Here is a 21,863-nt window from a genome sequence, read left to right as displayed (position 1 = left end):
GCGCCATGTAGGCGCGCTGAGCGCCGTCGTGCACACCATCCCGGTGCAGTTGCTGGCTTACCACACCGCACTGGCCCGCGGGACAGACGTGGACAAGCCGCGCAACCTGGCCAAGAGCGTGACGGTGGAGTGATGTGTCCGCCGCCGACGCGGCGCTGACACGTATCCAGGGTGGCCCTGCGGGGTCACCCTTTTTTTTGTGCGATCACCCTGTTGCAGAGCCACCCCATGGGGTGGCTACCCGGCAATCGGTACCGGAACTTTAGTCTCACCCTGCGGCGGCATTCAGCGACGGTTTTAGTCACGGTGCCATTCTCAGGGTCGTTCACGCTTTCCACGACGAACCGTCCCAGATTTGCAAACTCCTGGCCCAGGGTGCGGTCGTAGAATCGAGTGACCGAGGACCGCGTGGCACTGCCACCGACCTCGCTGCAACCAGGCGCATCTCTCGACTTCAGTAACCTGTAACAGGAAACAAGAATGAACGTCCGCGAACTCCTGCAATCCAAGAAAGAAGCCATCGTCACCATCGATGTGGAAGACACCATCGGTGCCGCCGCGCACAAGATGAGCGCGCACAAGATCGCCGCCCTGGTGGTGATGAAGGACGATGCGCCGGTGCGGATCGTGTCCGAGAAGGACATCGTGCGCAGCCTTGCGGAAGATGGTCCCCAGGCCGGCCGACGGGTCATTTCCAGCTTGCCGTCGGCAGGGCTGGAAGGCATCGGCCCGGACGCGACCCTCAAGCAGGCCATGGCGCTGATGACGTACTCCCGCCATCGTCATCTGATGGTGACCGAAGGGGCCAAGCTGGTCGGCATCCTGAGCCTTGGCGATATCGTGAAGAATCTGCTCAGCGAGCTGGAGCTGGAAAAGGCGGTACTGCAGGATATCTACCTGGCGGCGCATTGACGTTGCTCCACGCGCGGTGACGGGCATTGCCGGCCGCTGGCCGGCAACCCCGTACAACCCCCGACGAGGTCAGCGTGTGGGTTTGATTTCGACGAGTTGCTGAAGGTCGTTCTTCAGCAACTGATAGGCATTACCGGGCGCCTCATCGCCGGTTTGCCGCAGTACCCACGACGGATGCACCGTGGCGAAGGCGCGCGTGGCGTCATCCAGCACGTGCCAGCGTCCGTGGTTCGCCATCAGATTGAATCCGGCACCGAACACGGCCGTGGCCGCAGTTGCGCCCAGGCAGACGATCACCTGCGGGCGCACTTTCTCGATTTCCCCCATCAGCCACGGCCGGCAGGCGTTGACGTGGGTGAGCTGCGGCTTGCTGTGGATGCGCCGTTTGCCGCGCCGTTCAAAGCGGAAGTGCTTGACCGCATTGGTCAGGTACAGCGCGCTGCGCTCGATGCCGAGCTCACGTAGCGCACGGTCGAGCAGCTGTCCTGCCGGGCCTACGAACGGGTGGCCGCTGAGGTCCTCGCTGTCGCCGGGTTGCTCGCCGACCAGCATGATCGATGCGTTCGGCGGCCCTTCACCGAACACCGTCTGCGTGGCCGGTTCCCATAGCGGGCAGCGGCGGCATGCCGAGGCAGCATCGCGCAGTGCGCCGAGCGTGGCCGGTGCAGTGTCCGTGACTGCTGGCGCGCCGGTGGCGGGTACAGGAATGCGTCGCCGCGGTGCCTGCGCCTGCCGATCGTGCATCTCCTGCACGCGGTCACCGGCATCACGCACCAGCTGCGGCAGCAACGTGGCTTCGGGCAGATGCTTCCAGTATTTCGCCGGCATCTCCTGCTGCATCATCCGGGTGTTCAGCCGTGCCGGATTGAAGATGTTGGCGTAATAGGTCCGCCACAACTCCTCGCGCGCATCCTCGGTTGGCGCATCGCTCTGCCGGCCGCCGGGGCCGAATGACAGCGCCTGGCCATCCCAGTGCGCGCTGCGCCCCGGCGTGAGAATCGCCCAGCGCATCCCGGCGAAGCGGCGCGCGAAAAACGGAGCGACGCGATCGACGATATGGTGCTCGGGCTCGAACCAGGCGATGAACGCATCGTCCTGACCCGGCACCTCGCGGAAGCGTACGAACGCCTTCATCTTGTGGGTGTCGCGGCGCACCGCCTGGGTCAGTGCCATGGCCCGCAGCACGTCCGCATCGGCCGGGTTGGAGAGCAGGCTGCGTTCGCCGTGCGTGATGCGCCAGAGCATGCGATACAGCAGCGGCATCCGTTGTGGATCGCGATGGCACAGGCAGGTGGCAGCCAGTTCGATGAAGGCTTTGGACACCTGGATCGGTGCCTCGGCCGAGGCCAAGGAAGCGGGATCGAGCGCCGGCAGTGACGGCGCATCCAGCAGCGACGCATCCTCGCCCTGCAGCCAATCCAGCTGATCCGGTGCGACGGCGTGGCGCAACGCCAGCCGCGCCGCCGTGCGCCACGCCTCCAGCGACCACACCGGATCGACCCGCACACTCCAGCGCGCCATCTCAGTGCGCGGCCGCGTCGGGGAACAGCGAGCCTTGGCGGGGCGGCGGCGCCACCCGGGCGCGCAGTGCCGCCGGGTCGTCGAGCGCGCGGTGCGGGTGATGGTCGGCCAACTGCACGAACGGCAGCAGTTTGCTCATCGGCGCGCGCAGGCGGGCCACATCGGCCACCCGCAGACGCCCATGCCGACGGGCCATCAGCACCCGCTTGACGTTGCGCACGCCCAGCCCCGGCACGCGCAGCAGCAGTTCCTTCGGCGCCAGGTTGAGATCGACCGGAAAACGCTCGGGATGGCGGATCGCCCAGGCCATCTTCGGGTCGATGTCCAGATCGAGCATGCCGCCCTGGGTGGTGCTGGCGATCTCGTCCACGCCGTAACCGTAGAAGCGCAGCAGCCAGTCAGCCTGGTAGAGGCGATGCTCGCGCGCCAACGGCGGTGCCTGCAGCGGCAGCGCCTTGCTGGCATCGGGGATGGGGCTGAACGCCGAATAGTAGACCCGGCGCATCCGGTAGTTGCCGTATAGATTGTCGGCCGCGCCGAGGATCTGCTGGTCGCTGGCACCGTCGGCGCCGACGATCATCTGCGTGCTCTGGCCAGCCGGTGCGAACCGCGGCGCGCGTGCGCGGCGGCCGCGCGCTGCGGGCGCAGGTGACGGGGCCGATGCGCTGGCGGCTGGCTGGGATTTGCCTGCTTCCTTGGCCTCCTCGATGCGCCAGCGCAGTTCGCCCATCGCGCCGCGGATCGATGGCAGCGATTTCTCCGGCGCGAAGCTGGCCAGCCCAGCCTCGGTCGGCAGTTCGATGTTGATCGAGAGCCGGTCGGCATGGCGGCCGGCCAGCGCGAGCAGTTCCGGCGAGGCTTCGGGAATCGTCTTGAGGTGGATATAGCCGCTGAAGCGGCGTTCCTCACGCAGGACGCGCGCGATCTCCACCATCTGTTCCATGGTGTAGTCGGCATTGCGGATGATGCCGCTGGAGAGAAACAGCCCTTCGATGTAGTTGCGCTTGTAGAAATCCATCGTCAGCGCGACCACTTCCTCCACGCTGAACCGCGCCCGCTGCACGTTGCTGGAGACGCGGTTGACGCAGTACGCGCAGTCGTAGATGCAGAAGTTGGTCAGCAGGATCTTCAGCAGCGACACGCACCGGCCATCGGGCGTGTAGCTGTGGCAGATCCCCATCCCCTCGGTGCTGCCGATGCCGCGCGATGCGCGCGAATCGCGCTTGCCTGCGCCACTGGAGGCGCAGGACGCATCGTATTTCGCGGCATCGGCAAGGATGGCCAGTTTGCGGATCGTCTCCATGGAAAAGACCGTACCGGGGCACGATCTCATCCAGTGAGACGCATCAGATACTCCCTGAAGAATTCAGGTTCCGCCTCAGCCTTCGAAGCTCACCTTCACCGAGTCCGCGCTGTAGGTGGCCGGCCCATGGAACACCACTTCGATGTTGTTGCCATCCGGATCCAGTGCAAACGCGGCGTAGTAGCCGGGATGGTACGGCCGCTCGCCCGGTGCGCCGTTGTCCTTGCCGCCGTTGGCCAGCGCCGCGCGGTGGAAGGCCTCGACCGTGGCGCGGTCGCGGGCCTGGAAGGCGAGATGGTGGCGACCGGTGAGCTGGCCGAGTGCCGCCTCGCTGTCCGGTGTGGAAACGAACAGCTCGTCGGCCCAGAAATAGGTATCGCCTTCACCGGCGATCGGGATGCCGATCGTGTCGAACACGGCGTGGTAGAAGCGGCGGCTGGCGGCCAGATCCCTGACCACCAGTTGCAGGTGATCGATCAGGCGGCCGCGGTGCAGTTCCATCGTTTCCATACCGACTCCGTTGGGTAGTGGGACGGGCGCAGGTATACCACCGCAGGCCCCGCGTCGCATGGCCGCGGTGTCGACCTTGCTGACCAGGCGCCGGCCTGTGTCGGCCTGTGTCGGCCCAGGCCCTTCCGCCCGCCCGCGCGCTGACCTACGCTGCGCACTGGCGTCATGAACGCGCAGGCGGAGGAAGCACGATGCTGTGGATGGTGATGATGGCCCAGGCGGTCGCCGGCGACGCGGGCTACGACCAGGTGCGTGCATGGGCGCAGCGCGATGAGGCCAGCCTGGCCCCGGCGGCCTATGCGGAGATGCTGGACAGCATGAGCCGGGTGGGTGGGGCCGGCTTCACGCGCTGCATGCCGACCCCCGCGCCGGAGACGCTTGCCGCGTTCACCGTGGTGTTGCAGCTGGATGCGCAGGGCAAAGTGGTGCGGACGTGGCGCGAAGGCGACGCGGCTGTCGCGCGTTGTGTGGACGCAGGGTTTGCGGGGAAAACCCTGTTCGTGCCACCGCAGGCGCCGTTCTATGCGGCGTTCGAGTTCCAGGTCCAGCCGTAGCGCCCGCCACGCGCCGATGGAGGCCGGCGCGTCGCGGTGCGTTCGGGATCAGGCGATCGGGGTGTTGGAGATGATCTCCACCCAGTAGCCGTCCGGATCCTTGATGAAGGCCAGGTGCTTCATGCGGCCGTCTTCCAGGCGCTTCTGGTAAGGCACCTGCAGTTCATCGAAGCGCTTGCAGGCGGCCTGGATGTCCGGCACGGACACGCAGATATGGCCAAAGCCGCGCGGGTCGGTATTGCCGTTGTGATAGACCGGGCCGTCCTGGTTTTCGGTGCCATGGTTGTGGGTCAGTTCGAGCACGCCGGGGAGGCCGGCCATCCACACGCGACGCGCGTCGTCGCCCTCGGGGATCTGCGTGCCGGCCGGCAGCAGCGCCAGGAAGTACAGGCTGAACTCGGCCTCGGGGAAGTTGCGCAGGTCGATCAGGCGGAAGCCGAGCACGCGGGTGTAGAAATCCAGCGAGGCGGTGGCGTCCTTGACGCGCAGCATGGTGTGGTTGAACACGAAGCCAGCGGTCTCGGCAGGCACGTCGGCAGCGACGCCGGGGTGCTCGCGGAGGGAGGCGGGAAGGGTCATGGGAGAGGTCCTGTCACGATGAAAAGAAGCGCGATGACGCGCGTGCGGACAAGTTTACGGAACGCGGGTGAGGTCTGGACAAGCGCCTGACAGGGCCACGCAAAAAGTTGCATGTGTAACGAGCGATCGATATCCATCGTTGCTTGTAAAAATAGAGGCGACATCGCACCCGAACAGGCATGGTGGCGCTTGGCGGCGACGTGCGCGCTGGCTATGCTGCAACGCAGGATGGACGCTGGCGCGTGAACCGGGTCGATGCGGGTGGCATCGGCGGGAAGGGAGCTGGCAGAGGCCGACAGGACGGATATCTGCGTGGGGAAACGCGCAGCCGGCAAGGGAGACGCCGACGTCGTAAAGGGGGGAGGGGAGTTGACGCGCCCCGACCGACGCGCTATTCAATGTTTTGTATATACAAATAAACCGAGGCTGTTGAGCGCCCCATGTCCTACCGCTTGATGCTGCCATTGCTGCTGATCGCTCTGCTGGGTGCCGATGGCGTCCTCGGTGCGTGGGCGAGCACGCGCATGGCCCTGCATGCGATGAGCGGCAGCGGTTCACTGGTGGCCGCGCAGGACGGTACGGCGGGCGAGGCCTGCGACCTTCCCCCGCAGGACGCCGCACCGGCGCTGGCCGCGCATGGCAACCACGAGCGCAGCAAACACCGCGGGGATGCCGACTGCGCGGACCGCGCGGCCTGCGATTGCGTCTGCGTGCTGACCTTCTATCCGCCTTCGGCCACCACGCTGTTCGCCACGCGGCATTCGCCGATTTCGATGGACACGCTGTTCCCGCCGCTGGAGGTTCCGCCCCGGAAGCTCTCGCGCGTCTTCCGACCTCCCATCGCCTGATCTTGTCGTTCCGGCGTCGATACGGCGCCTGATGTGATCCGCCGTGGCCATCGTGGCCCGCGGATCTTGCCACCAGACAAGACCCCAAGCGGGAGAGAGAACATGTACGTCAAGACCCATGCCCTGGCCCTGGCCATCGGCACGCTGCTGAGTGCGGCCGTCACCCCATCGCTGCACGCGCAGGAAAGCCAGCCCGGCCAGGCCGGCGCACGCACCCTGGATACGGTCCAGGTGACCGGCAGCCACATCAAGCGCGCCCGTTTGTCCGGCGTCGGCCCGGTCAGCGTGATCGATGCCGAAACCATCCAGCGCTCGGGCGCCACCTCGGTGGATACCCTGCTGCAGCGCCTGCCGGCCTCGGCCGGTTTCGCGGGCAGCCAGAGCAACGCCTACTGGGCCGAAAACGGCTACGGCACGACCCAGGTCAACCTGCGCGGCCTGGGCATCAACCGCACGCTGGTGCTGCTCAATGGCCGCCGTATCGTCAATGGCGGCACCGGGGCCAACAGTTCAGTGGATCTGAACATCATTCCGGTGGCGCTGATCGAGCGCGTTGAAGTGCTCAAGGACGGCGCCTCGGCCATCTACGGTGCCGATGCGGTGGCCGGCGTGGTCAACATCATCACCAAGAAGGGCTTCGACGGGGTGCAGGCCTCGGTACGCTATGGCGAAACCACCCGGGGCGATGGGGATGACACGGCGGTCGATCTGGCCTGGGGCGTGACCGGCGAGCGTGGCTCGTTGATCGCCGGGATCAACTACGCCGAAGGCGGCACCGTGAACATGGCCTCGCGCGCGCCGTGTGGCTTGATCGAATCGGGCGGCAAGCTGGTCTGTTCGGGCAGTTCGGCGACGATCGGTGGGCGCGCGTTGCTGGCCGATGGCGCGCGCATCAACTTCCGCCAGAACCCGGGTGATCCGCTGTTTGAAACCTACAACGCGGCCAAGCACAACTACAACGGCAATCCCACGCTCAACGCGGTCAATCCGATCAAGCGGCTGAGCCTGAGTGTGTTCGGCGACAATCAGCTGAGTGACAGCGTGCGGGTGTTCACCGAACTGATGTACACCAACCGCCAGTCCGATCAGCTGGCCACCGCCGGTTCGCTGGGGGTCTATCGCCCCATCAACATCGCTGCCAACCACCCGACCAATCCCACCGGGCAGGATCTGCTGCTGCAACGCCGGCGCCTGGAAGAAGCCGGCCCGCGACACTTCTCGCAGGAGACCAATACCTACCGTGCCGTCGTGGGTCTGCAGGGGCAGTTCGGCGTCGGCTGGGACTGGTCGACGGCCTTCAACCTGGGCCGCAACACCGGCGTGGACGGCTCGGACAATGTGGCCAACCTGGATCGCGTCGAGCAGACGTTGAACCGGGCCATCTGCAGCCCGCTGCCGGGGGCCGCGATTCCGTGCGGCAACTACCTGGGCTATGGGAATCTCTCCAGGGAGGTGCTGGATTACATCCTCTACACCTCGCGCGATACCGGTGGCAACGAACAGAAGAGTTTCACCGCCAGCCTCAGCGGCCAGCTCGTGGAGCTGCCCGCCGGCTGGGTGGGCGTGGCCACCGGCGTGGAAGTGCGCAAGGAGCGTGGCTGGCGCAACCCGGATATGCTGACCGCCTTGGGCATCGGCAACACCAACCAGCAGGACCCGATTTCCGGCGCGTACACCGCCAAGGAGGCGTACGTGGAACTGGCGGTGCCGCTGCTGCAGGACAGCGTGATCGCCGATTCGCTGTACCTCAACCTGGCCGCGCGCCTGTCCGATTACGATCTGTTCGGCCGTGACATGAACTACAAGGTCGGCCTGGATTGGCAGGTCAACTCCACGCTGAAACTGCGCGGTACCTATGCGACCGCGTTCCGTATTCCGAACATTCCCGAACTCTTCGGGGGCATCTCCGAAGGTAATCTGACCACCACCGATCCGTGCAGCCGCTGGAGCAGCCTGCCGGCCGACTCGGTGGTGCGGGGCAACTGCCAGGCGGCAGGGGTGCCGGCCAACTACGTGCAGCCGGGCAATACCATCCTGACCACCTCCGGGGGCAACGCGCAGCTCCGCCCGGAAGACGCGACCTCGGTCACCGCGGGCGTGGTGTGGACACCGACGTTCCTGTCCGGGCTCACCTTGACCGCGGACTACTACAACATCCGCATCACCAATGCGATCCAGCGCGTGGCGGGCTCGACCAAGCTGGCGATCTGCTACAACACGCCAGGCCTGGCGCATCCGTTCTGCGATGCCAGCAACTTCACCCGCAACCCGCGCACCGGCGAGGTGGATTTCCTGTCCTCGCAGCCGGTCAATGCCGCCAACGAACGCGCCACCGGCGTCGACCTCGGCGCGCTGTACGAGTTCGGGCTGGCCGGGGTCGATGCCAGCGTCAGCATCGATGCCTCCTACCTGCATCGCTACGACGTGCGTCCCTACGCCGGCGCGGCGGTGATCGAGTACGCCGGCAAGATCACCGGTGGCCGTGGCAGCTATGCGAAATGGCGCGCGCTGGGCGCAGTGAATCTCTCGCGTGAGGCATGGTCGGGCAGTTGGACCGCGCAGTACATCGGCCGCACCGACGACATCAATGCCGCGCGTGGCGCGATTGGCGACCACGCGCCGAGCGTGGTGTATCACAACCTGCAGGCCAAGTACGCCGCGACGCCCGCCCTGGACCTGACCGTGGGTCTGGACAACGCGTTCGACAAGAAGGCGCCCTTCATCCAGAGCTACACCGACGCCAATACCGACACGATGACCTATGACCTGCTGGGTCGTCGCTGGTATGCCCGCATCGGCTATCGCTGGTGATTGCGTGCGCCCCGCCGGTTCGCCGGCGGGGCGCCGTTCCTGAGAGAGGATGAAGACGATGAAACCCGCATTCTGGGCACGACGTGCCCACAAATGGATCGGCCTGATCGTGGGCGTGCAGGCCCTGCTGTGGATGCTCAGTGGCGTCTACATGACGGTGGTGCCGCTGGACGTGATCCATGGCGATCACCTGGCGCATGCGCATGGCGAGGTCCTGCCACGCGCCAGCGAACGGGTCGCCCCGGCCGAGCTGACCACGCGTTATCCCGGGCTGCGTTCGTTCCGGCTCACGCATGTCCTGGAGCGAGAGGTGTTCGATGTACGCGACGCCACCAGCAGATTCCTGGTGGACGCGCGGACCGGCGAGCGGCTGCCGCCGTTGGACCGGGACCAGGCGATCGCACTGGCGCAATCGCTGTATCAGGGAGACGGGCAGGTCAGCCGCGTGGAATGGATCACCCGGGCCCCCGCCGAAGCGAAGACCCGGCCGGTGCCGATGTGGGCGGTGCATTTTGCCGACCGCGGCGACACCACGCTCTACCTGTCGCCGGCCAGCGGTGATCTGCTGGCGCGCCGGCACAGCCTGTGGCGCTGGTTCGACTTCCTGTGGATGTTCCACATCATGGATTACGAAAACCGCACGGACGTCAACAACCTGCTGCTGCGCATCGCTGCCATCGCCGGGCTTGGCTTCGCGCTCAGTGGCGTGTGGCTGCTGTTCTACAGCTTCGGTTCGCGGAGGTCGGCATGACACCGTGGATGCGCACGCTGCACAGATGGCTCGGGTTGATCGTCGGCCTGCAGTTCCTGCTCTGGCTCGGCAGCGGCCTGATGATGAGCCTGCTGGACCCGCAGAAGATCAACGGCACCGCGCACCGCGCGGCCGAGCCCGCGCTGCCGGCCTGGCCGGCCACGACGCTGGCGCCGGCCGAGGCGCTGCGGGCCGCACGCAACGAGGCGGCCACACTGGATACCGGCTGGCTGCTGGACCAGCCGGTGTACCGGTTGCTGTCACCCCAGGGCACCGAGCTGATCGATGCGCACAGCGGCAAGCGCATCGAGATCGACCCGCGCTGGGCCCTGCGGCTGGCACAGGCCTCGTATCGCGGCAGTGGCGTGCCGGCCGATCCGGTCCATCTCGAGAAAACGCTGGAAACACGCGCCCATCCCGATCCGGTCTGGCGCGTGGATTTCGGGGATGAGGCCGGTACCTCGGTGTACGTCTCGGCCCAGAGCGGCCAGGTGCTGGAGCACCGCAACGATACCTGGCGCCTGTTCGACATCTTCTGGATGTTGCACATCATGGATTACACCGAGCGCGCCAACTTCAACAATCCCCTTGTGGTCGGCATGGGCATCGGGGGGCTGTGGCTGTCGTTGACCGGTCTGTGGCTGCTGGTGGCCAGCGTTCACCTGCGCGAGTTCATCCCGCGGCGCTGGCGGCGCCGACGCCAGCTGGCGGTGTTCGCGCCCGGTGGCACGCATCTGCGCACGGTCACCGCGGCCAGCGGCGACAGTGTGTACGTGGCGCTGGCCCGCGAAGGTGTCCACCTCCCCTCCAACTGCGGCGGTGGGCAGAGCTGTGGGTTGTGCGAGGTCCGCGTGCGTGGGGCGGCGTCGCGGGCCACCGCGGCCGATCGTGCGCACCTGCCGGCGGCCAAGCTCAAGGTGGGCAGCCGACTGGCCTGCAACCTGGCGGTGGATGAGGATCTGGAGATCGAAGTCGCCGGTGGTGCCAGCCTCTGGACCGAGCACTGGGCAACCGTTGAAAAGGTGGAGGCGGTGACGCCGTTCCTGCGCGAGATCCATCTGCGCCCCGACCATCCGGCCGATGCGCAGTTCCAGCCGGGCTGCTATCTGCAGCTGCATGTCCCCGAGTACACGGTGGCGCGCAGCGGGCTGTGGCATCCCGCCGAACACCGGCAGGACTGGGACAGGCTGTCGCTGCCGCCGACGCTGCACAACCGCAGCGAGGTGCGCCGGTCGTACTCGCTGTCCTCGCCCGTGGGCGATGTGCAGGGGCGGCTGCTGCTGCTTGCACGGTTCAGTCCCGGCTGGCAGGACAACAAGCGGCATCCGCCGGGCAAGGGCTCCACGTATCTGTACACGCTGCGCGAGGGTGACCGTGTGCGCTACAGCGGCCCCTTCGGTGATTTCGCCTTGAGTGGGGCCGCGCGCGAGAAGGTGTTCATCGGTGCCGGGGCCGGCATGGCACCGCTGCGGGCGATGATTCACCAGCGGCTCGGCGAAGGAGGGCAGGAGCGTATCCACTATTGGTACGGCGCCCGGAACGCACGCGATTGCCCGTATGACCTGCAGATGCAGGCGCTGGCCCAGCGGCATGCCAACTTCAGCTGGCACCCTGTGTGGTCGGAGCAGGCCGGCGGTGCGTGGGCAGGCAGGGATGGCGCGGCGGCTCATGTGCACGAGGTGATGCATGCGCATCTGCTGCAGGCGCATCCGGAGCTGTCCGCCTGCGAGTTCTACCTGTGCGGACCGCCGGCGATGCTGGCGGCCACGCGCCAACTGCTGCAGCGGCTGGGCGTCGACGAGGCGCGGATCGCCTACGACGACTTCAAGATCTGATCGGTCAGGCCCTGCCGGCCGTGTGCCGGCAGGGCGATGCGGATCAGGGGTGCTGCGAGAACCCGCTGACCTTGCCGTCCTGTTCCAGCAATCCGACCGTGAACGACTGCCGGTAGCCATCCGGCGATTCCATGCCAGGCGAGCCGATCGGCATGCCAGGCAGCACCAGGCCGCGCGCCGTGGGGCGTTCGCTCAGCAGGCGCTGGATATCGGCGACCGGAACATGGCCTTCCACCACGTAACCCTCCACTTCGGCGGTGTGGCAGGAGAGCATCTCGTCGGGAATGCCCAGGCGCTGCTTGATGGCGAGCATGTCCTCGGTGTCGTTGACCCGCACCGGGAAGCCGGCGGCGCGGCCGTGCTCGACCCATACGCCGCAGCAGCCACAGTCCGGACTCTTGTGCACGGTGATCAGGGGCAGGTCCTGCGTTGCCGCCGCGACGGAGGGCGGCGACACCGACGCTGTGCCTGCGGTGGTGGTACCGGGCGCTGCCTGGCAGGCGCTGACCAGCAGGGTGGTGCTGAACAGCGCGAGGGCCGGCAGCGCGGTCCTGTTGAAGAAGTTCATGACGTTTCCTTTCTATGGAGATGGCCGCGCACGGCAGCGTTGCCGTGCGCGGTCGCCGGGGTCAAAGCATGTTCATGCCGGTGTCGAATTCCTTCGCATCGAGCTTGCCATCGCGGTTGCGATCGCTCATGTCCAGGTGCGGCAGCAAGGGATGCTCGGCAGGCAGGTCGCTGCGGCGGATGAAGCCGTCGTTGTCACGGTCGAGCTGCTTGAACGCGGCCGCGTGCTTGCTGGTCGGTGTCGCAGCGGGGGGCTTGGCGTGGCCGGCGTGGTGATCGTGTCCGGCGTGGGCCGACTGGGCCAGTGCGGTCGGCGCGGCGGCAAGCAGGGCGACTACGGGCAGCAGGGTGAACAGGCGCATGGGAATCCTTCGAGAAGATGATTGAAAAGGTGGACGGAGACGGGGCTGCAGACGGAGGGCCGGGCCACGTCGCAGACATCGCGGTCGGGGTGGGGAGGCGATGCGATGACTGCAGTGGCGCGCTGCTGACGGTTTCGCCATGGCGAGGTGCATGCGGTCGCCACCCTCGCGCTGTGCGGCGGGCGGCAGACGAGGCAGGCAGCGTCGGCATCGGTCGCCCGTGAGGTGGCCGGCCGTCAGCGGCGGATCAGGCGATGGGAGGGCGGATCCGCCGGTCGGGTGCGAGGCTGCTCCGGCCGGCAATGGCGGGCAGGGGCGCCGTGGATCGCGGCAGGCCCATCAGCAACGGCAGCGCGGCGGGCAGCAGCACTGTGCCCTGTTGTGGGCAGTCGCAGTGATCATCGTCCACACACCCGGCGGCAGGGCCGGGCTGCCCGACGTCTTCGTCGGCGTGCAGCCCCGGGGCCGTGTCATGGCAGCTGCGCTCGGCAGCGCTGCTGCTGGCCACCGCGGTGGGCATCGCCATGGCCGTGGCGGCCCACGCCGAACCGACCGCACTGGCGATCAGCGTCAGGCACAGCAGCAGGAGCGTCAGGGAGCGAGGCAAGCGCAGGGCGGAGGCAGGTTCGGGACCGGCGCTCACCATAGCATCGCCGCCCGGCAAACCCGGCCATTCCGGTACCGCCGGGACGGACGCAGTAGAATCTGCTCAGCCTTCCTTCAAGTGTTCATCCATGTCCCAGCGTGAATGGGTAGCCGCGGCCATCCGCAAGATCGACGCCGATTTCAACCGTTCGGCCGATACCCACCTGATTCCGATGGACCTGCCCGGGTTCGAGGGCATCGACCTGTATTTCAAGGACGAGTCCAGCCACCCCACCGGCAGCCTGAAGCATCGCCTGGCGCGCTCGTTGTTCCTGTATGCGCTGGCCAATGGCTGGCTGCGCGAGGGGCGCCCGGTGATCGAGGCGTCCAGCGGTTCCACGGCGGTGTCCGAGGCATACTTCGCGCGCCTGCTGGGGCTGCCCTTCATCGCGGTGATGCCGGCCACCACCTCGCCGGAGAAGATCGCGGCGATCGAATTCCACGGCGGCCGTTGCCATCTGGTGGAGCGCGCCTGCGACCTGAACTGCGATTCGGAAACGCTGGCCCGCGAAACCGGTGGCCACTTCATGGACCAGTTCACCTACGCCGAGCGTGCCACTGACTGGCGCGCCAACAACAACATCGCCGAATCGATCTTCAAGCAGATGGCCGAGGAGCCGCATCCGGTGCCCGAGTGGATCGTGTGCAGCCCCGGTACCGGCGGCACGGCGGCCACGCTGGGCCGCTATGTGAGCTACCGCCGGCATGACACCCGCATCCTGTGTGCGGACCCGGAAATCTCCGTGTTCTACGACGGCTACTGCGCCGCGCTGGCCGGCCAGCCCTGGCGCGAGCTGACCTGCAATGGGGGCTCGCGGGTGGAAGGCATCGGCCGGCCGCGGGTGGAATCGAGCTTCATTCCGACCAGTGTCGATGCGATGGTCAAGGTGCCCGATGCGCTGAGCCTGGCCGCGATGCGCCACGTCACCCGCCAGCTGGGCCGTCGTGTCGGCGGCTCGACCGGGACCAATTTCATCGGCGTGCTTCAGGCCGCGCAGCTGATGCGTCAGGCAGGCCGCAGCGGCTCGATCGTGACCATCCTGTGCGACAGCGGCGATCGTTACGCACACAGCTATTACAACCCCGCGTGGTATCCGACGCAGGGCATCGACGTGGATGGCGCCGATACGGTGCTCGCGGCCGCAGTGGCCGGGCAGGGGCTGCCGGTGCTGCCCTGCGTCTCGCTGGAAACGCTGTACTGAGCGCGGCACCGGCTCTGGCGTGAACCTGGCCCATCGGCGTACGCCGGGGCCTTGTGCGGGGCGGGGGGCAATGCCATATCGTGGGGTGATGCCGCTGCAGCGGCCCCGTTGTCTGGAGATGCCTGTGACCCCCACCAACCCCCTGCTCGATTTTTCCGGCCTGCCGCGTTTCGATGCGATCCAGCCCGAGCACATCGCCCCGGCGATCGATGCCCTGCTGGCCGACGCCGAGGCCGCGGTGAAAACCGCCGAGACCGTCTCCCCGGTGACCTGGGCAAGCTTCGCCGAGCCGCTGGACGACGCTACCGAGCGCCTGTGGCGCGCGTGGGGCCAGGTCGGCCACCTGCAGGCCGTGGTGAACACCCCGGCGCTGCGCGAGGCCTACAACGCAACCCTGCCCAAGGTGACACGCTTCGGCAGCGCACTGGGCCAGAACCTGGCGCTCTACCAACAGTACCGCGCCCTAGCCGCCACGCCGGAAGCGACGCAATACGGCCCGGCACGTCGCAAGGTGCTGGAGAACGCGCTGCGCGATTTCCGCCTGGGTGGCGCTGAACTCGATGACGCCGGCAAGGCGCGGTACAGCGCGATCCGCGAGGAGCTGTCCGCGCTGTCGGCGACGTTCTCGCAGAATGTGCTTGATGCGACCGATGCCTGGTCGCTGCACGTGGACGACCGCGCCGAACTGGCTGGCCTGCCGGACGACGTGATCGCCGCTGCCCGCAGCGCGGCGGAGAAAGACGGCCTGGCCGGCTGGAAGCTGACGCTGCAGATGCCGTGCTACATCCCCGTGCAGACCTACGCCGAACATCGCCCGCTGCGCGAGGCGCTGTATCGCGCCAACGCGGTGCGCGCCTCCGAGTTCGGCGATGCCGCGCTGGACAACAGCGGCAACATCGATCGCGTGCTGGCGTTGCGTGCGGAGCTGGCCGCACTGCTGGGCTTCGCCAACTACGCCGAGTATTCGATCGCCACCAAGATGGCTGAGGATGCGCCTCAGGTACTGGGCTTCCTGCGCGATCTCGCCGCGCGCGCCAAGCCGTACGCGCAGCGCGACCGTGCCGAGCTGGAGGCGTTCGCCCGCGACGAACTGGGCATGCCGGCGCTGGAGGCATGGGACCTGGCCTTTGCTGCGGAAAAGCTGAAGCAGGCGCGTTACAGCTATTCCGAGCAGGACGTGAAGCAGTATTTCACCGAACCGAAGGTGCTCGATGGCCTGTTCAGTGTGATCCGCAGCCTGTATGGCCTGGAGGTGCAGCCGGATAGTGCGCCGGTGTGGCATCCGGACGTGCGTTTCTTCCGGGTGGTCGATGCGCAGGGCGCGCTGGTGGGGCAGTTCTATCTGGACCTGTACGCGCGCGAAGGCAAGCGCGGTGGCGCGTGGATGGATGATTGCCGCAACCGCCGCGAGACCGCGGCCGGTGTGCAGACGCCGCTGGTGTACCTGGTCTGCAACTTCGGCAAGGGTGCCGAGGGCCAGCCGGCCACCTTCAGCCACAGCGATGTGACCACGCTGTTCCATGAAATGGGGCATGGCCTGCATCAGTTGCTGACCCGCATCGGTGAGCTTGGCGTGGCCGGCATCAACGGCGTGGAGTGGGACGCGGTGGAACTGCCGAGCCAGTTCATGGAGAACTTCTGCTGGGAATGGGACCGCGTGCAGGCGATGACCGCACACGTGAGCACCGGCGAGCCGCTGCCGCGTGCGCTGTTTGACCGCATGCTGGCCGCACGCAATTTCCAGAGCGGCATGTTCACCGTGCGTCAGCTGGAATTCGCGCTGTTCGACATGCAGCTGCACAGCGAGTTCGACCCGACCCAGGACAGTGTGCAGGCGCTGCTGGAGCGGGTGCGCGATGAAGTAGCGGTCAACCGGCCGCCGGCCTGGAATCGCTTCCCCAATCAGTTCAGCCACATCTTTGCCGGTGGCTATGCGGCGGGCTACTACAGCTACAAGTGGGCCGAGGTGCTCAGCGCCGATGCCTATGCCGCGTTCGAGGAAGCGCCGGACAAGGTGACCGAGACCGGTCAACGGTTCCGCGATGAGGTGCTCTCGCGGGGTGGCAGCCGGAGTGCCGCCGAGAACTTCGCCGCGTTCCGTGGGCGCGCGCCGACGGTGGACGCGCTGCTGCGGCATAACGGGATGGTGTGACTGCGGCCGCGTGATCGGGCGGCACGTGGCTCACTCCGCGTAGATCATCTTCCGGCTCATGCCGCCGTCGACGATGTGGTCCTGGCCGGTGATGAAACCGGCCAGGTCCGAGAGCAGGAATACCGCCAGCGCGCCGATGTCCGGCGGCTGGCCAACGCGGCCGACCGGGTGCTGCGCATGATCGCGGCGGGAAAGCGTTGGCGTGCGCCGCCGTGAGGGCGCCTGCCAGGCGTCGGTGGTGATCCAGCCGGGGCTGATGCTGTTGACCCGCACGGCGGGGCCTTCGCTCAACGCCAGCGCATGGGTGAAGGCGACCAGCCCGCCCTTGGCCGCGGCATACGCTTCACTGTCCGGTTCGGACTGCCACGCACGCGTCGAGGCGATGTTGATGATCGCGCCGGCATGCTCGCGCAGGGCGGGCAGGGCGTGCTTGCTGCACAGGAAAGCGCCATGCAGGCTGGAGAGGCGGCGCTGCCACTCGGCCAGCGGCATCTCCGCCAAGGGCGTGCCGTGGGCACTGGCGATGCCGGCATTGTTGACCAGGCCATCCAGGCGGCCGAAGCGCTTCAGCGTCGCCTTGATCAGCGCCTGCACGCTGCGTTCGCTGGCCACATCCGCGCGCTGGAACGCCGCGCGCTCCGGCAGTGCCCACTCCTTCAGACACGCCTTGCCGGCATCGGCATCCAGGTCGGCGATCATCACGCTGCCGCCGGCGCCTAGCACCGACTGCGCGATGCCGCGGCCCACGCCCTGCGCGCCACCGGTGATCAGCACCACGCGATCGCGCAGCGGCTGTGCCGGCCAGTCGAGAATGGCCGGAGTCAGTGGCACGGCGGCATGTCGTTGCGGCCCAGCAGGCGCGTCCAGCCTTCGATGCCGAGCTTGTCCAGCGTGTCGATGTTGCGCTCCACGATCACGTCCGGATCCGGGAACGCGGCGACGGCGCGCTCGACGCTGTCTTCGCGCAGCAGGTGCAGGGTCGGGTAGGGCGCACGGTTGGTGTAGTTGCTCACGTCATCCGGCGCCGCGCCGGCGAACTGGTACTGCGGATGGAAGCTGGCCACCTGCAGGATGCCCTGCAGATCCAGTGCCTCGATCGCGGCATCGGCGTTGTCGAGAAAGTCGTTGTAGTCCAGGAAATCGGTCAGCACGTCCGGATGCACGATCAGCGTGGTGTCGATCTGTTCGGCTGGCGTATCGCGCAGCAGGATCAGCTCTTCGGCCAGCTCTTCCACCAGGGCTTCCGGGGTGGTCGCATCGCTGAGCACGAACCGCACCTGGTCCTTCACGTACACCGCCTTGGCGAACGGGCACAGGTTCAGGCCGATGACGATCTGCTCCAGCCATTTCCGGGTCTCGGCAATGGGGTCGTGGGTGGCAGTGGGGGAAGCATCGTTCATGGCGGGCGGTGTCGCTGGCTGGGGCCGTTGATTGTACGGCGCGGCGGTGAAGCGGGCGGATGCTCGGCTCCACTGTCCATTAACTGGACACCCGTCATCCTGATAAATCCTTATCCGGCAATCACTTGCAGTGATCGAGCCAACGGCCAATAGGCAGTGGCCCGCCGCAGGTATCCAATGGCCGGGTACACGACGCAAGGAGTTCTCAGTGATGGCAACACACGCATTCCTGCCGACGGCCACGTGGTCCGGCAAGCTGTTCGAGGGTCAGTGGAGCCGGGGTGCTGGCACCCAGGACGTGGTCGAGCCCGCCACCGGCGAACGCCTCGGCGAGATCGCGATGGCCGACCCGGCGCAGATCGCGCGCGCCGCCGCCACCGCCGCCAACGCACAGCGCGACTGGGCCAGTGCCCCGTATGACACCCGCGCGCAGATCCTGCGCCGCGCCGCCCAACTGGCCGAAGAGCACAATGACGAGATCGTGCAGTGGCTGGTCCGCGAAAGTGGCTCCACCCAGCTCAAGGCCGGCTTCGAGGCCAAGGTGAACACCAAGGCGCTGCATGAAGCGGCGGCACTGCCCTCGCGCAGCATCGGCGAAGTGCTGCCGTCCGAACCGGGCCGTCTGAATCTGGCGCGCCGCCGCCCTCTGGGCGTGGTGGGTGTGATTGCGCCGTTCAATTTCCCGCTGTATCTGGCCATGCGTGCGGTGGCGCCGGCACTGGCGCTGGGCAATGCGGTGGTGCTCAAGCCCGATCCGCGCACCGCCGTGTGCGGCGGCTTCGTGATCGCACGCCTGTTCGAACTGGCTGGCCTGCCTGCTGGCCTGCTGCACGTGTTGCCGGGGGATGGCGCGGCCGGCGCGGCGCTGACCAGTGACCCGAACATTGCGATGATCCAGTTCACCGGCTCCACCGCTGCCGGGCGCAAGGTCGGTGAAGCGGCGGGTAAACACCTGAAGAAGGTGTCGCTGGAACTGGGCGGCAAGAACTCGCTGATCGTGCTCGACGATGCGGACATGGATCTGGCCATCGCCAACACGGCGTGGGGCGTCTACCTGCACCAGGGCCAGATCTGCATGGCCACCGGCCGCGTGCTGGTCCAGCGCAGCATCCATGCGCGCTTCCTGGAAAAGCTGGTGGCCAAGGCCAGATCGCTCAAGGTTGGCAATCCGGCCGACGGCGAGGTGGCGATCGGGCCGTTGATCAATGCCCAGCAGCGCGACCACGCCGCGCGCATCGTTGCCCAGGCGCAGGCCGCCGGTGCCACCCTGGCAACCGGTGGTGGCTACAAGGATCTGTACTTCGAGCCGACCGTGCTCAGCGATGTGAGCCGCGACAACCCGGCTTTCCACGAAGAGATCTTCGCGCCGGTCGCGGTCGTGATGCCGTTCGATACCGATGACGAGGCGGTGGAGCTGGCCAACGACAGCGAGTACGGCCTGTCGATGGCGATCGTGTCCAGCAACGTGGGCCGCGCGCTGAAGCTGGGCGAACGGCTGCGCACCGGCCTGCTGCACATCAACGACCAGACCGTGAACGATGAAGTGATCAATCCCTTCGGTGGCGTCGGCGCCTCGGGCAACGGCACCAGCATCGGTGGCCCGTCCAACATCGACGAGTTCACCCAGTGGCAGTGGATGACCGTCAAGGGCGAAGCCCCCGCGTACCCGATCTGATCCAGGAGAACCTCATGACTGCAACAGCAGAACTGCGCGACATCACCGTGGCCGTGGTGCGCGAAAAAGAACAGCCCTTCACGATCGAGAAGGCGCGCATCCGTGGCCCACAGGACGATGAAGTGCTGGTCCGCGTGGTCGCCACCGGCCTGTGCCATACCGACCTGATCGTGCGGGACCAGTACTACCCCGTGCCGCTGCCGGCGGTGCTCGGCCATGAAGGCGCGGGCATCGTCGAAGCACTCGGCCCGGGCGTGAAGGACCTCAAGGTTGGCGACCATGTCGTGCTGACCTACGGCGCCTGCGGCCACTGCAACCCCTGCAGCGGCGGCCACGGTGCCTACTGCAAGGATTTCTTCGGCCTGAACTTCGGTGGCGGTGCGCTGGACGGCTCCACCGCGATCCAGGATCCGGACGGCCACCCGCTGCACGATCACTTCTTCGCGCAGTCCTCCTTCGCCACCTACGCACTGAGCCGCGAAAACAACGCGATCAAGGTGCCCGATGATGCGCCGATCGAGCTGCTTGGCCCGCTTGGTTGCGGCATCCAGACCGGTGCCGGTGCGGTGATCAACTCGCTCAAGGTGACCGCCGGCAGCAGCTTCGCCAGCTTCGGTGCCGGCGCGGTCGGGCTGAGCGCGGTAATGGCCGCACGCGTGGCCGGTGCGACCACCATCATCGCCATCGATGTGGTGCCTTCGCGCCTGGAGCTGGCCAAGGAACTGGGCGCCACGCACGTGATCAACAGCCGCGAGGTCGATGTGGTTGAAGCGGTGCGCGGAATCACTGGCGGCGGCGCGAACTTCGCACTGGAATCCACCGGTCGTCCGGAGGTGCTCGCGCAGGGCATCGAGGCACTCGGCGGGTTGGGGGTGATCGGCGTGGTCGGCGCGCCGAAGCTGGGCACCAAGGCCGAGTTCGACGTCAACAACCTGCTGCTCGGCGGGCGCAGCATCCGCGGCATCGTCGAAGGCGACAGCGTGCCCAAGGTGTTCATTCCGCAGCTGGTGCAGCTGTACCAGCAGGGCCGCTTCCCGTTCGACAAGCTGGTCAAGTTCTACCCGCTGGATCAGATCAACCAGGCCGCCGAGGACAGCACCCGCGGTGTCACCCTCAAGCCGATCCTGACCATCGGCGGGTGAAACGGTCCGTCGCAGGCGTGCATGCCTGCGACGACGTACCAGTCAGCTTTGCGGGAGTAGGCTGTCGGTCCGAGGTGGAGATCGACCGATGGCCGCGATGGTTCTGGAACAGCAGCAGGTATTGGCCGCCGCCCGTCAGCGCTTCGCCGAGGGCGGCGCGCTGATGGACAGCGTGGTCAGCCCGCCGGTGCAGCGCTCCTGGGAGCGTTCGCGCCAGGCCGGGGTGCAGCCGCGGCAGGAGCCGTACTACGCGCCTCTTGCCGCGGCTGCCACGCGCCTGGACGACCCTGCCGACCGCCGCCTCGCACGCTGTGTGCGCGAGGACATGGACCACCTCTGGGCCGCCTTCGGTGGCCGCCAATGGACCCTGTTCTGCGTCAACGCCGATGGCCTGGTCATCGCCCAGCGCGAACACGGCCTGGCCGACGTCCCGGTACTGCGCCCGATCCAGATCGGTCGCCGCCTTCGCGAAATCGACATCGGCACCACCGCACCGGCCTGCAGCCTGGCCGAAGACGCGCCCGCCCTGGTGCGCGGCAACGAGCACTATCTCGACCGCTTCGCCTCGGTGTTCTGCCTGAGCGTCCCGCTGCATGGGCTGGATGGCGAAGTGCTGGGCGCACTGGATATCACCGGCACCGGCGAGCGCGATGCCGAGCTGTTGCACGGCTACTTCCGCCAGGCCGCGCTGTCGGCCGAGAACCGCCTCATGCAGGACCACCGTCCCTGCCACCTGCTGGCCGTGCAACACGACACCCGCTGGCTGCACTCACCGCTGCAGGGACTGCTGGCCATCGAAGAAGACGGCCGCGTGCGTGCCGCCAACCGCGTGGCCCGCCGCCTGTTCGGACTCCCACGACGCGGAGCCTTGCCCCTGCTCACCCTCGAGGGCCTGTTCGCCGGCGCCAGCATCCACCAGCGCCGCCGCCTGCTGCAGAGCGGCCCCGCCCACCGCGTCCGCCTGGATGACGACACCGCCGTGCACGTCCAGTACCTGCGCGGACCGCTCGCACCGCATGCCGGCGTGAAGCTCGATGTGCAGCATGCCAACGCCACGAACGCATCACTGCGCGCGCAGAACACACAGCACGTCC

At 67.3% G+C, this 21,863-nt stretch carries 20 protein-coding genes; 11 read left to right on the top strand and 9 right to left on the bottom strand.

Annotated features, from left to right (window positions below; genetic code table 11):
- Window positions 1–480 precede the first annotated feature (480 nt).
- The gene (locus ACW6W5_RS17645) at window positions 481–912 is read left to right on the top strand and encodes a CBS domain-containing protein (protein WP_152152316.1); all 432 of its coding nucleotides are present in this window, start codon (window positions 481–483) and stop codon (window positions 910–912) included.
- Between the two features lie 69 nt (window positions 913–981).
- Here ACW6W5_RS17645 and ACW6W5_RS17640 read toward each other — a convergent pair whose 3' ends face one another.
- The 3 genes from ACW6W5_RS17640 to ACW6W5_RS17630 all read right to left on the bottom strand — a co-directional run bounded on the left by ACW6W5_RS17640 (window position 982) and on the right by ACW6W5_RS17630 (window position 4,246).
- Window positions 982–2,433, bottom strand: a complete 1,452-nt coding sequence (locus ACW6W5_RS17640) for a UdgX family uracil-DNA binding protein (RefSeq protein WP_152152314.1) — start codon at window positions 2,431–2,433, stop codon at window positions 982–984.
- 1 nt (window position 2,434) lies between these two features.
- Window positions 2,435–3,736 carry a putative DNA modification/repair radical SAM protein gene (locus ACW6W5_RS17635; protein WP_152152312.1) on the bottom strand — a complete coding sequence of 434 codons (1,302 nt, stop codon included), beginning with the start codon at window positions 3,734–3,736 and terminating at the stop codon, window positions 2,435–2,437.
- A 75-nt stretch (window positions 3,737–3,811) separates the two neighbouring features.
- Window positions 3,812–4,246: a VOC family protein gene (locus ACW6W5_RS17630; protein WP_152152310.1), complete on the bottom strand. Its 435-nt coding sequence runs from the start codon at window positions 4,244–4,246 to the stop codon at window positions 3,812–3,814.
- Between the two features lie 191 nt (window positions 4,247–4,437).
- Between ACW6W5_RS17630 and ACW6W5_RS17625 the strand changes: the two genes are divergently transcribed.
- Complete coding sequence (locus ACW6W5_RS17625; RefSeq protein WP_088433781.1) at window positions 4,438–4,800, top strand: hypothetical protein; 363 nt, start codon at window positions 4,438–4,440, stop codon at window positions 4,798–4,800.
- 48 nt (window positions 4,801–4,848) lie between these two features.
- On the opposite strand, the gene gloA is transcribed toward ACW6W5_RS17625, so the two are convergent.
- The gene (gene gloA, locus ACW6W5_RS17620; protein ID WP_088433782.1) at window positions 4,849–5,379 is read right to left on the bottom strand and encodes a lactoylglutathione lyase; all 531 of its coding nucleotides are present in this window, start codon (window positions 5,377–5,379) and stop codon (window positions 4,849–4,851) included.
- A gap of 440 nt (window positions 5,380–5,819) precedes the next feature.
- Between gloA and ACW6W5_RS17615 the strand changes: the two genes are divergently transcribed.
- From ACW6W5_RS17615 to ACW6W5_RS17600, 4 genes are all read left to right on the top strand, one after another.
- Window positions 5,820–6,227 (top strand): CopL family metal-binding regulatory protein, encoded by a 408-nt coding sequence (locus tag ACW6W5_RS17615; RefSeq protein WP_121040033.1) that lies wholly within the window; start codon window positions 5,820–5,822, stop codon window positions 6,225–6,227.
- A 102-nt stretch (window positions 6,228–6,329) separates the two neighbouring features.
- Window positions 6,330–9,038 (top strand): TonB-dependent receptor, encoded by a 2,709-nt coding sequence (locus tag ACW6W5_RS17610; RefSeq protein WP_152152309.1) that lies wholly within the window; start codon window positions 6,330–6,332, stop codon window positions 9,036–9,038.
- Window positions 9,039–9,096: 58 nt separating this feature from the next.
- Window positions 9,097–9,789: a PepSY domain-containing protein gene (locus ACW6W5_RS17605; protein ID WP_121041249.1), complete on the top strand. Its 693-nt coding sequence runs from the start codon at window positions 9,097–9,099 to the stop codon at window positions 9,787–9,789.
- Window positions 9,786–11,624: a 2Fe-2S iron-sulfur cluster-binding protein gene (locus ACW6W5_RS17600; protein ID WP_121040027.1), complete on the top strand. Its 1,839-nt coding sequence runs from the start codon at window positions 9,786–9,788 to the stop codon at window positions 11,622–11,624. Before ACW6W5_RS17605 ends, ACW6W5_RS17600 begins: the two co-directional genes overlap by 4 nt.
- A gap of 43 nt (window positions 11,625–11,667) precedes the next feature.
- Here ACW6W5_RS17600 and ACW6W5_RS17595 read toward each other — a convergent pair whose 3' ends face one another.
- The 3 genes from ACW6W5_RS17595 to ACW6W5_RS17585 all read right to left on the bottom strand — a co-directional run bounded on the left by ACW6W5_RS17595 (window position 11,668) and on the right by ACW6W5_RS17585 (window position 13,160).
- Window positions 11,668–12,192 (bottom strand): DUF411 domain-containing protein, encoded by a 525-nt coding sequence (locus ACW6W5_RS17595; protein ID WP_183073708.1) that lies wholly within the window; start codon window positions 12,190–12,192, stop codon window positions 11,668–11,670.
- A 61-nt stretch (window positions 12,193–12,253) separates the two neighbouring features.
- Complete coding sequence (locus ACW6W5_RS17590) at window positions 12,254–12,553, bottom strand: EF-hand domain-containing protein (RefSeq protein WP_183073707.1); 300 nt, start codon at window positions 12,551–12,553, stop codon at window positions 12,254–12,256.
- Window positions 12,554–12,800: 247 nt separating this feature from the next.
- Window positions 12,801–13,160 carry a CopL family metal-binding regulatory protein gene (locus ACW6W5_RS17585; protein ID WP_193222784.1) on the bottom strand — a complete coding sequence of 120 codons (360 nt, stop codon included), beginning with the start codon at window positions 13,158–13,160 and terminating at the stop codon, window positions 12,801–12,803.
- A 127-nt stretch (window positions 13,161–13,287) separates the two neighbouring features.
- Between ACW6W5_RS17585 and ACW6W5_RS17580 the strand changes: the two genes are divergently transcribed.
- Entirely contained in the window at window positions 13,288–14,400 is a 1,113-nt protein-coding gene (locus ACW6W5_RS17580) for a PLP-dependent cysteine synthase family protein (RefSeq protein ID WP_088433788.1), read from the top strand.
- A 118-nt stretch (window positions 14,401–14,518) separates the two neighbouring features.
- The gene (locus ACW6W5_RS17575; RefSeq protein ID WP_121040019.1) at window positions 14,519–16,552 is read left to right on the top strand and encodes a M3 family metallopeptidase; all 2,034 of its coding nucleotides are present in this window, start codon (window positions 14,519–14,521) and stop codon (window positions 16,550–16,552) included.
- A 30-nt stretch (window positions 16,553–16,582) separates the two neighbouring features.
- On the opposite strand, the gene ACW6W5_RS17570 is transcribed toward ACW6W5_RS17575, so the two are convergent.
- On the bottom strand, window positions 16,583–17,383 hold the full coding sequence (locus tag ACW6W5_RS17570) for an SDR family oxidoreductase (RefSeq protein WP_121040016.1): 801 nt from the start codon (window positions 17,381–17,383) through the stop codon (window positions 16,583–16,585).
- The gene (locus ACW6W5_RS17565; protein ID WP_121040013.1) at window positions 17,374–17,952 is read right to left on the bottom strand and encodes a DUF1415 domain-containing protein; all 579 of its coding nucleotides are present in this window, start codon (window positions 17,950–17,952) and stop codon (window positions 17,374–17,376) included. The genes ACW6W5_RS17570 and ACW6W5_RS17565 overlap by 10 nt, the downstream gene beginning before the upstream one ends.
- Before the next feature lie 211 nt (window positions 17,953–18,163).
- On the opposite strand from ACW6W5_RS17565, the gene ACW6W5_RS17560 reads away from it, so the two are divergent.
- The 3 genes from ACW6W5_RS17560 to ACW6W5_RS17550 all read left to right on the top strand — a co-directional run.
- Window positions 18,164–19,627, top strand: a complete 1,464-nt coding sequence (locus ACW6W5_RS17560) for a benzaldehyde dehydrogenase (RefSeq protein ID WP_193222783.1) — start codon at window positions 18,164–18,166, stop codon at window positions 19,625–19,627.
- 14 nt (window positions 19,628–19,641) lie between these two features.
- Window positions 19,642–20,769, top strand: coding sequence for an NAD(P)-dependent alcohol dehydrogenase (locus tag ACW6W5_RS17555; RefSeq protein WP_121040007.1), 1,128 nt, complete (start codon window positions 19,642–19,644; stop codon window positions 20,767–20,769).
- Window positions 20,770–20,857: 88 nt separating this feature from the next.
- On the top strand, window positions 20,858–21,863 hold a 1,006-nt coding region (locus ACW6W5_RS17550; RefSeq protein WP_458233672.1), incomplete at its 3' end, for a GAF domain-containing protein.

The organism is Stenotrophomonas sp. IS26, from assembly GCF_054188265.1.
The sequence above is the reverse complement of the archived record's forward strand: the minus strand, read 5'-3'. Positions and strand labels throughout refer to the sequence as shown.

Coding starts and splice junctions, on each gene's coding strand:
- gloA (WP_088433782.1), bottom strand. CDS start 5,379: ATGACCCTTCCCGCCTCCCTCCGCGAGCACCCCGGCGTCGCTGCCGAC.
- ACW6W5_RS17590 (WP_183073707.1), bottom strand. CDS start 12,553: ATGCGCCTGTTCACCCTGCTGCCCGTAGTCGCCCTGCTTGCCGCCGCG.
- ACW6W5_RS17575 (WP_121040019.1), top strand. CDS start 14,519: ATGCCTGTGACCCCCACCAACCCCCTGCTCGATTTTTCCGGCCTGCCG.
- ACW6W5_RS17555 (WP_121040007.1), top strand. CDS start 19,642: ATGACTGCAACAGCAGAACTGCGCGACATCACCGTGGCCGTGGTGCGC.
- ACW6W5_RS17565 (WP_121040013.1), bottom strand. CDS start 17,952: ATGAACGATGCTTCCCCCACTGCCACCCACGACCCCATTGCCGAGACC.
- ACW6W5_RS17615 (WP_121040033.1), top strand. CDS start 5,820: ATGTCCTACCGCTTGATGCTGCCATTGCTGCTGATCGCTCTGCTGGGT.
- ACW6W5_RS17640 (WP_152152314.1), bottom strand. CDS start 2,433: ATGGCGCGCTGGAGTGTGCGGGTCGATCCGGTGTGGTCGCTGGAGGCG.
- ACW6W5_RS17595 (WP_183073708.1), bottom strand. CDS start 12,192: ATGAACTTCTTCAACAGGACCGCGCTGCCGGCCCTCGCGCTGTTCAGC.
- ACW6W5_RS17600 (WP_121040027.1), top strand. CDS start 9,786: ATGACACCGTGGATGCGCACGCTGCACAGATGGCTCGGGTTGATCGTC.
- ACW6W5_RS17630 (WP_152152310.1), bottom strand. CDS start 4,246: ATGGAAACGATGGAACTGCACCGCGGCCGCCTGATCGATCACCTGCAA.
- ACW6W5_RS17605 (WP_121041249.1), top strand. CDS start 9,097: ATGAAACCCGCATTCTGGGCACGACGTGCCCACAAATGGATCGGCCTG.
- ACW6W5_RS17580 (WP_088433788.1), top strand. CDS start 13,288: ATGTCCCAGCGTGAATGGGTAGCCGCGGCCATCCGCAAGATCGACGCC.
- ACW6W5_RS17645 (WP_152152316.1), top strand. CDS start 481: ATGAACGTCCGCGAACTCCTGCAATCCAAGAAAGAAGCCATCGTCACC.
- ACW6W5_RS17635 (WP_152152312.1), bottom strand. CDS start 3,736: ATGGAGACGATCCGCAAACTGGCCATCCTTGCCGATGCCGCGAAATAC.
- ACW6W5_RS17560 (WP_193222783.1), top strand. CDS start 18,164: ATGGCAACACACGCATTCCTGCCGACGGCCACGTGGTCCGGCAAGCTG.
- ACW6W5_RS17610 (WP_152152309.1), top strand. CDS start 6,330: ATGTACGTCAAGACCCATGCCCTGGCCCTGGCCATCGGCACGCTGCTG.
- ACW6W5_RS17625 (WP_088433781.1), top strand. CDS start 4,438: ATGCTGTGGATGGTGATGATGGCCCAGGCGGTCGCCGGCGACGCGGGC.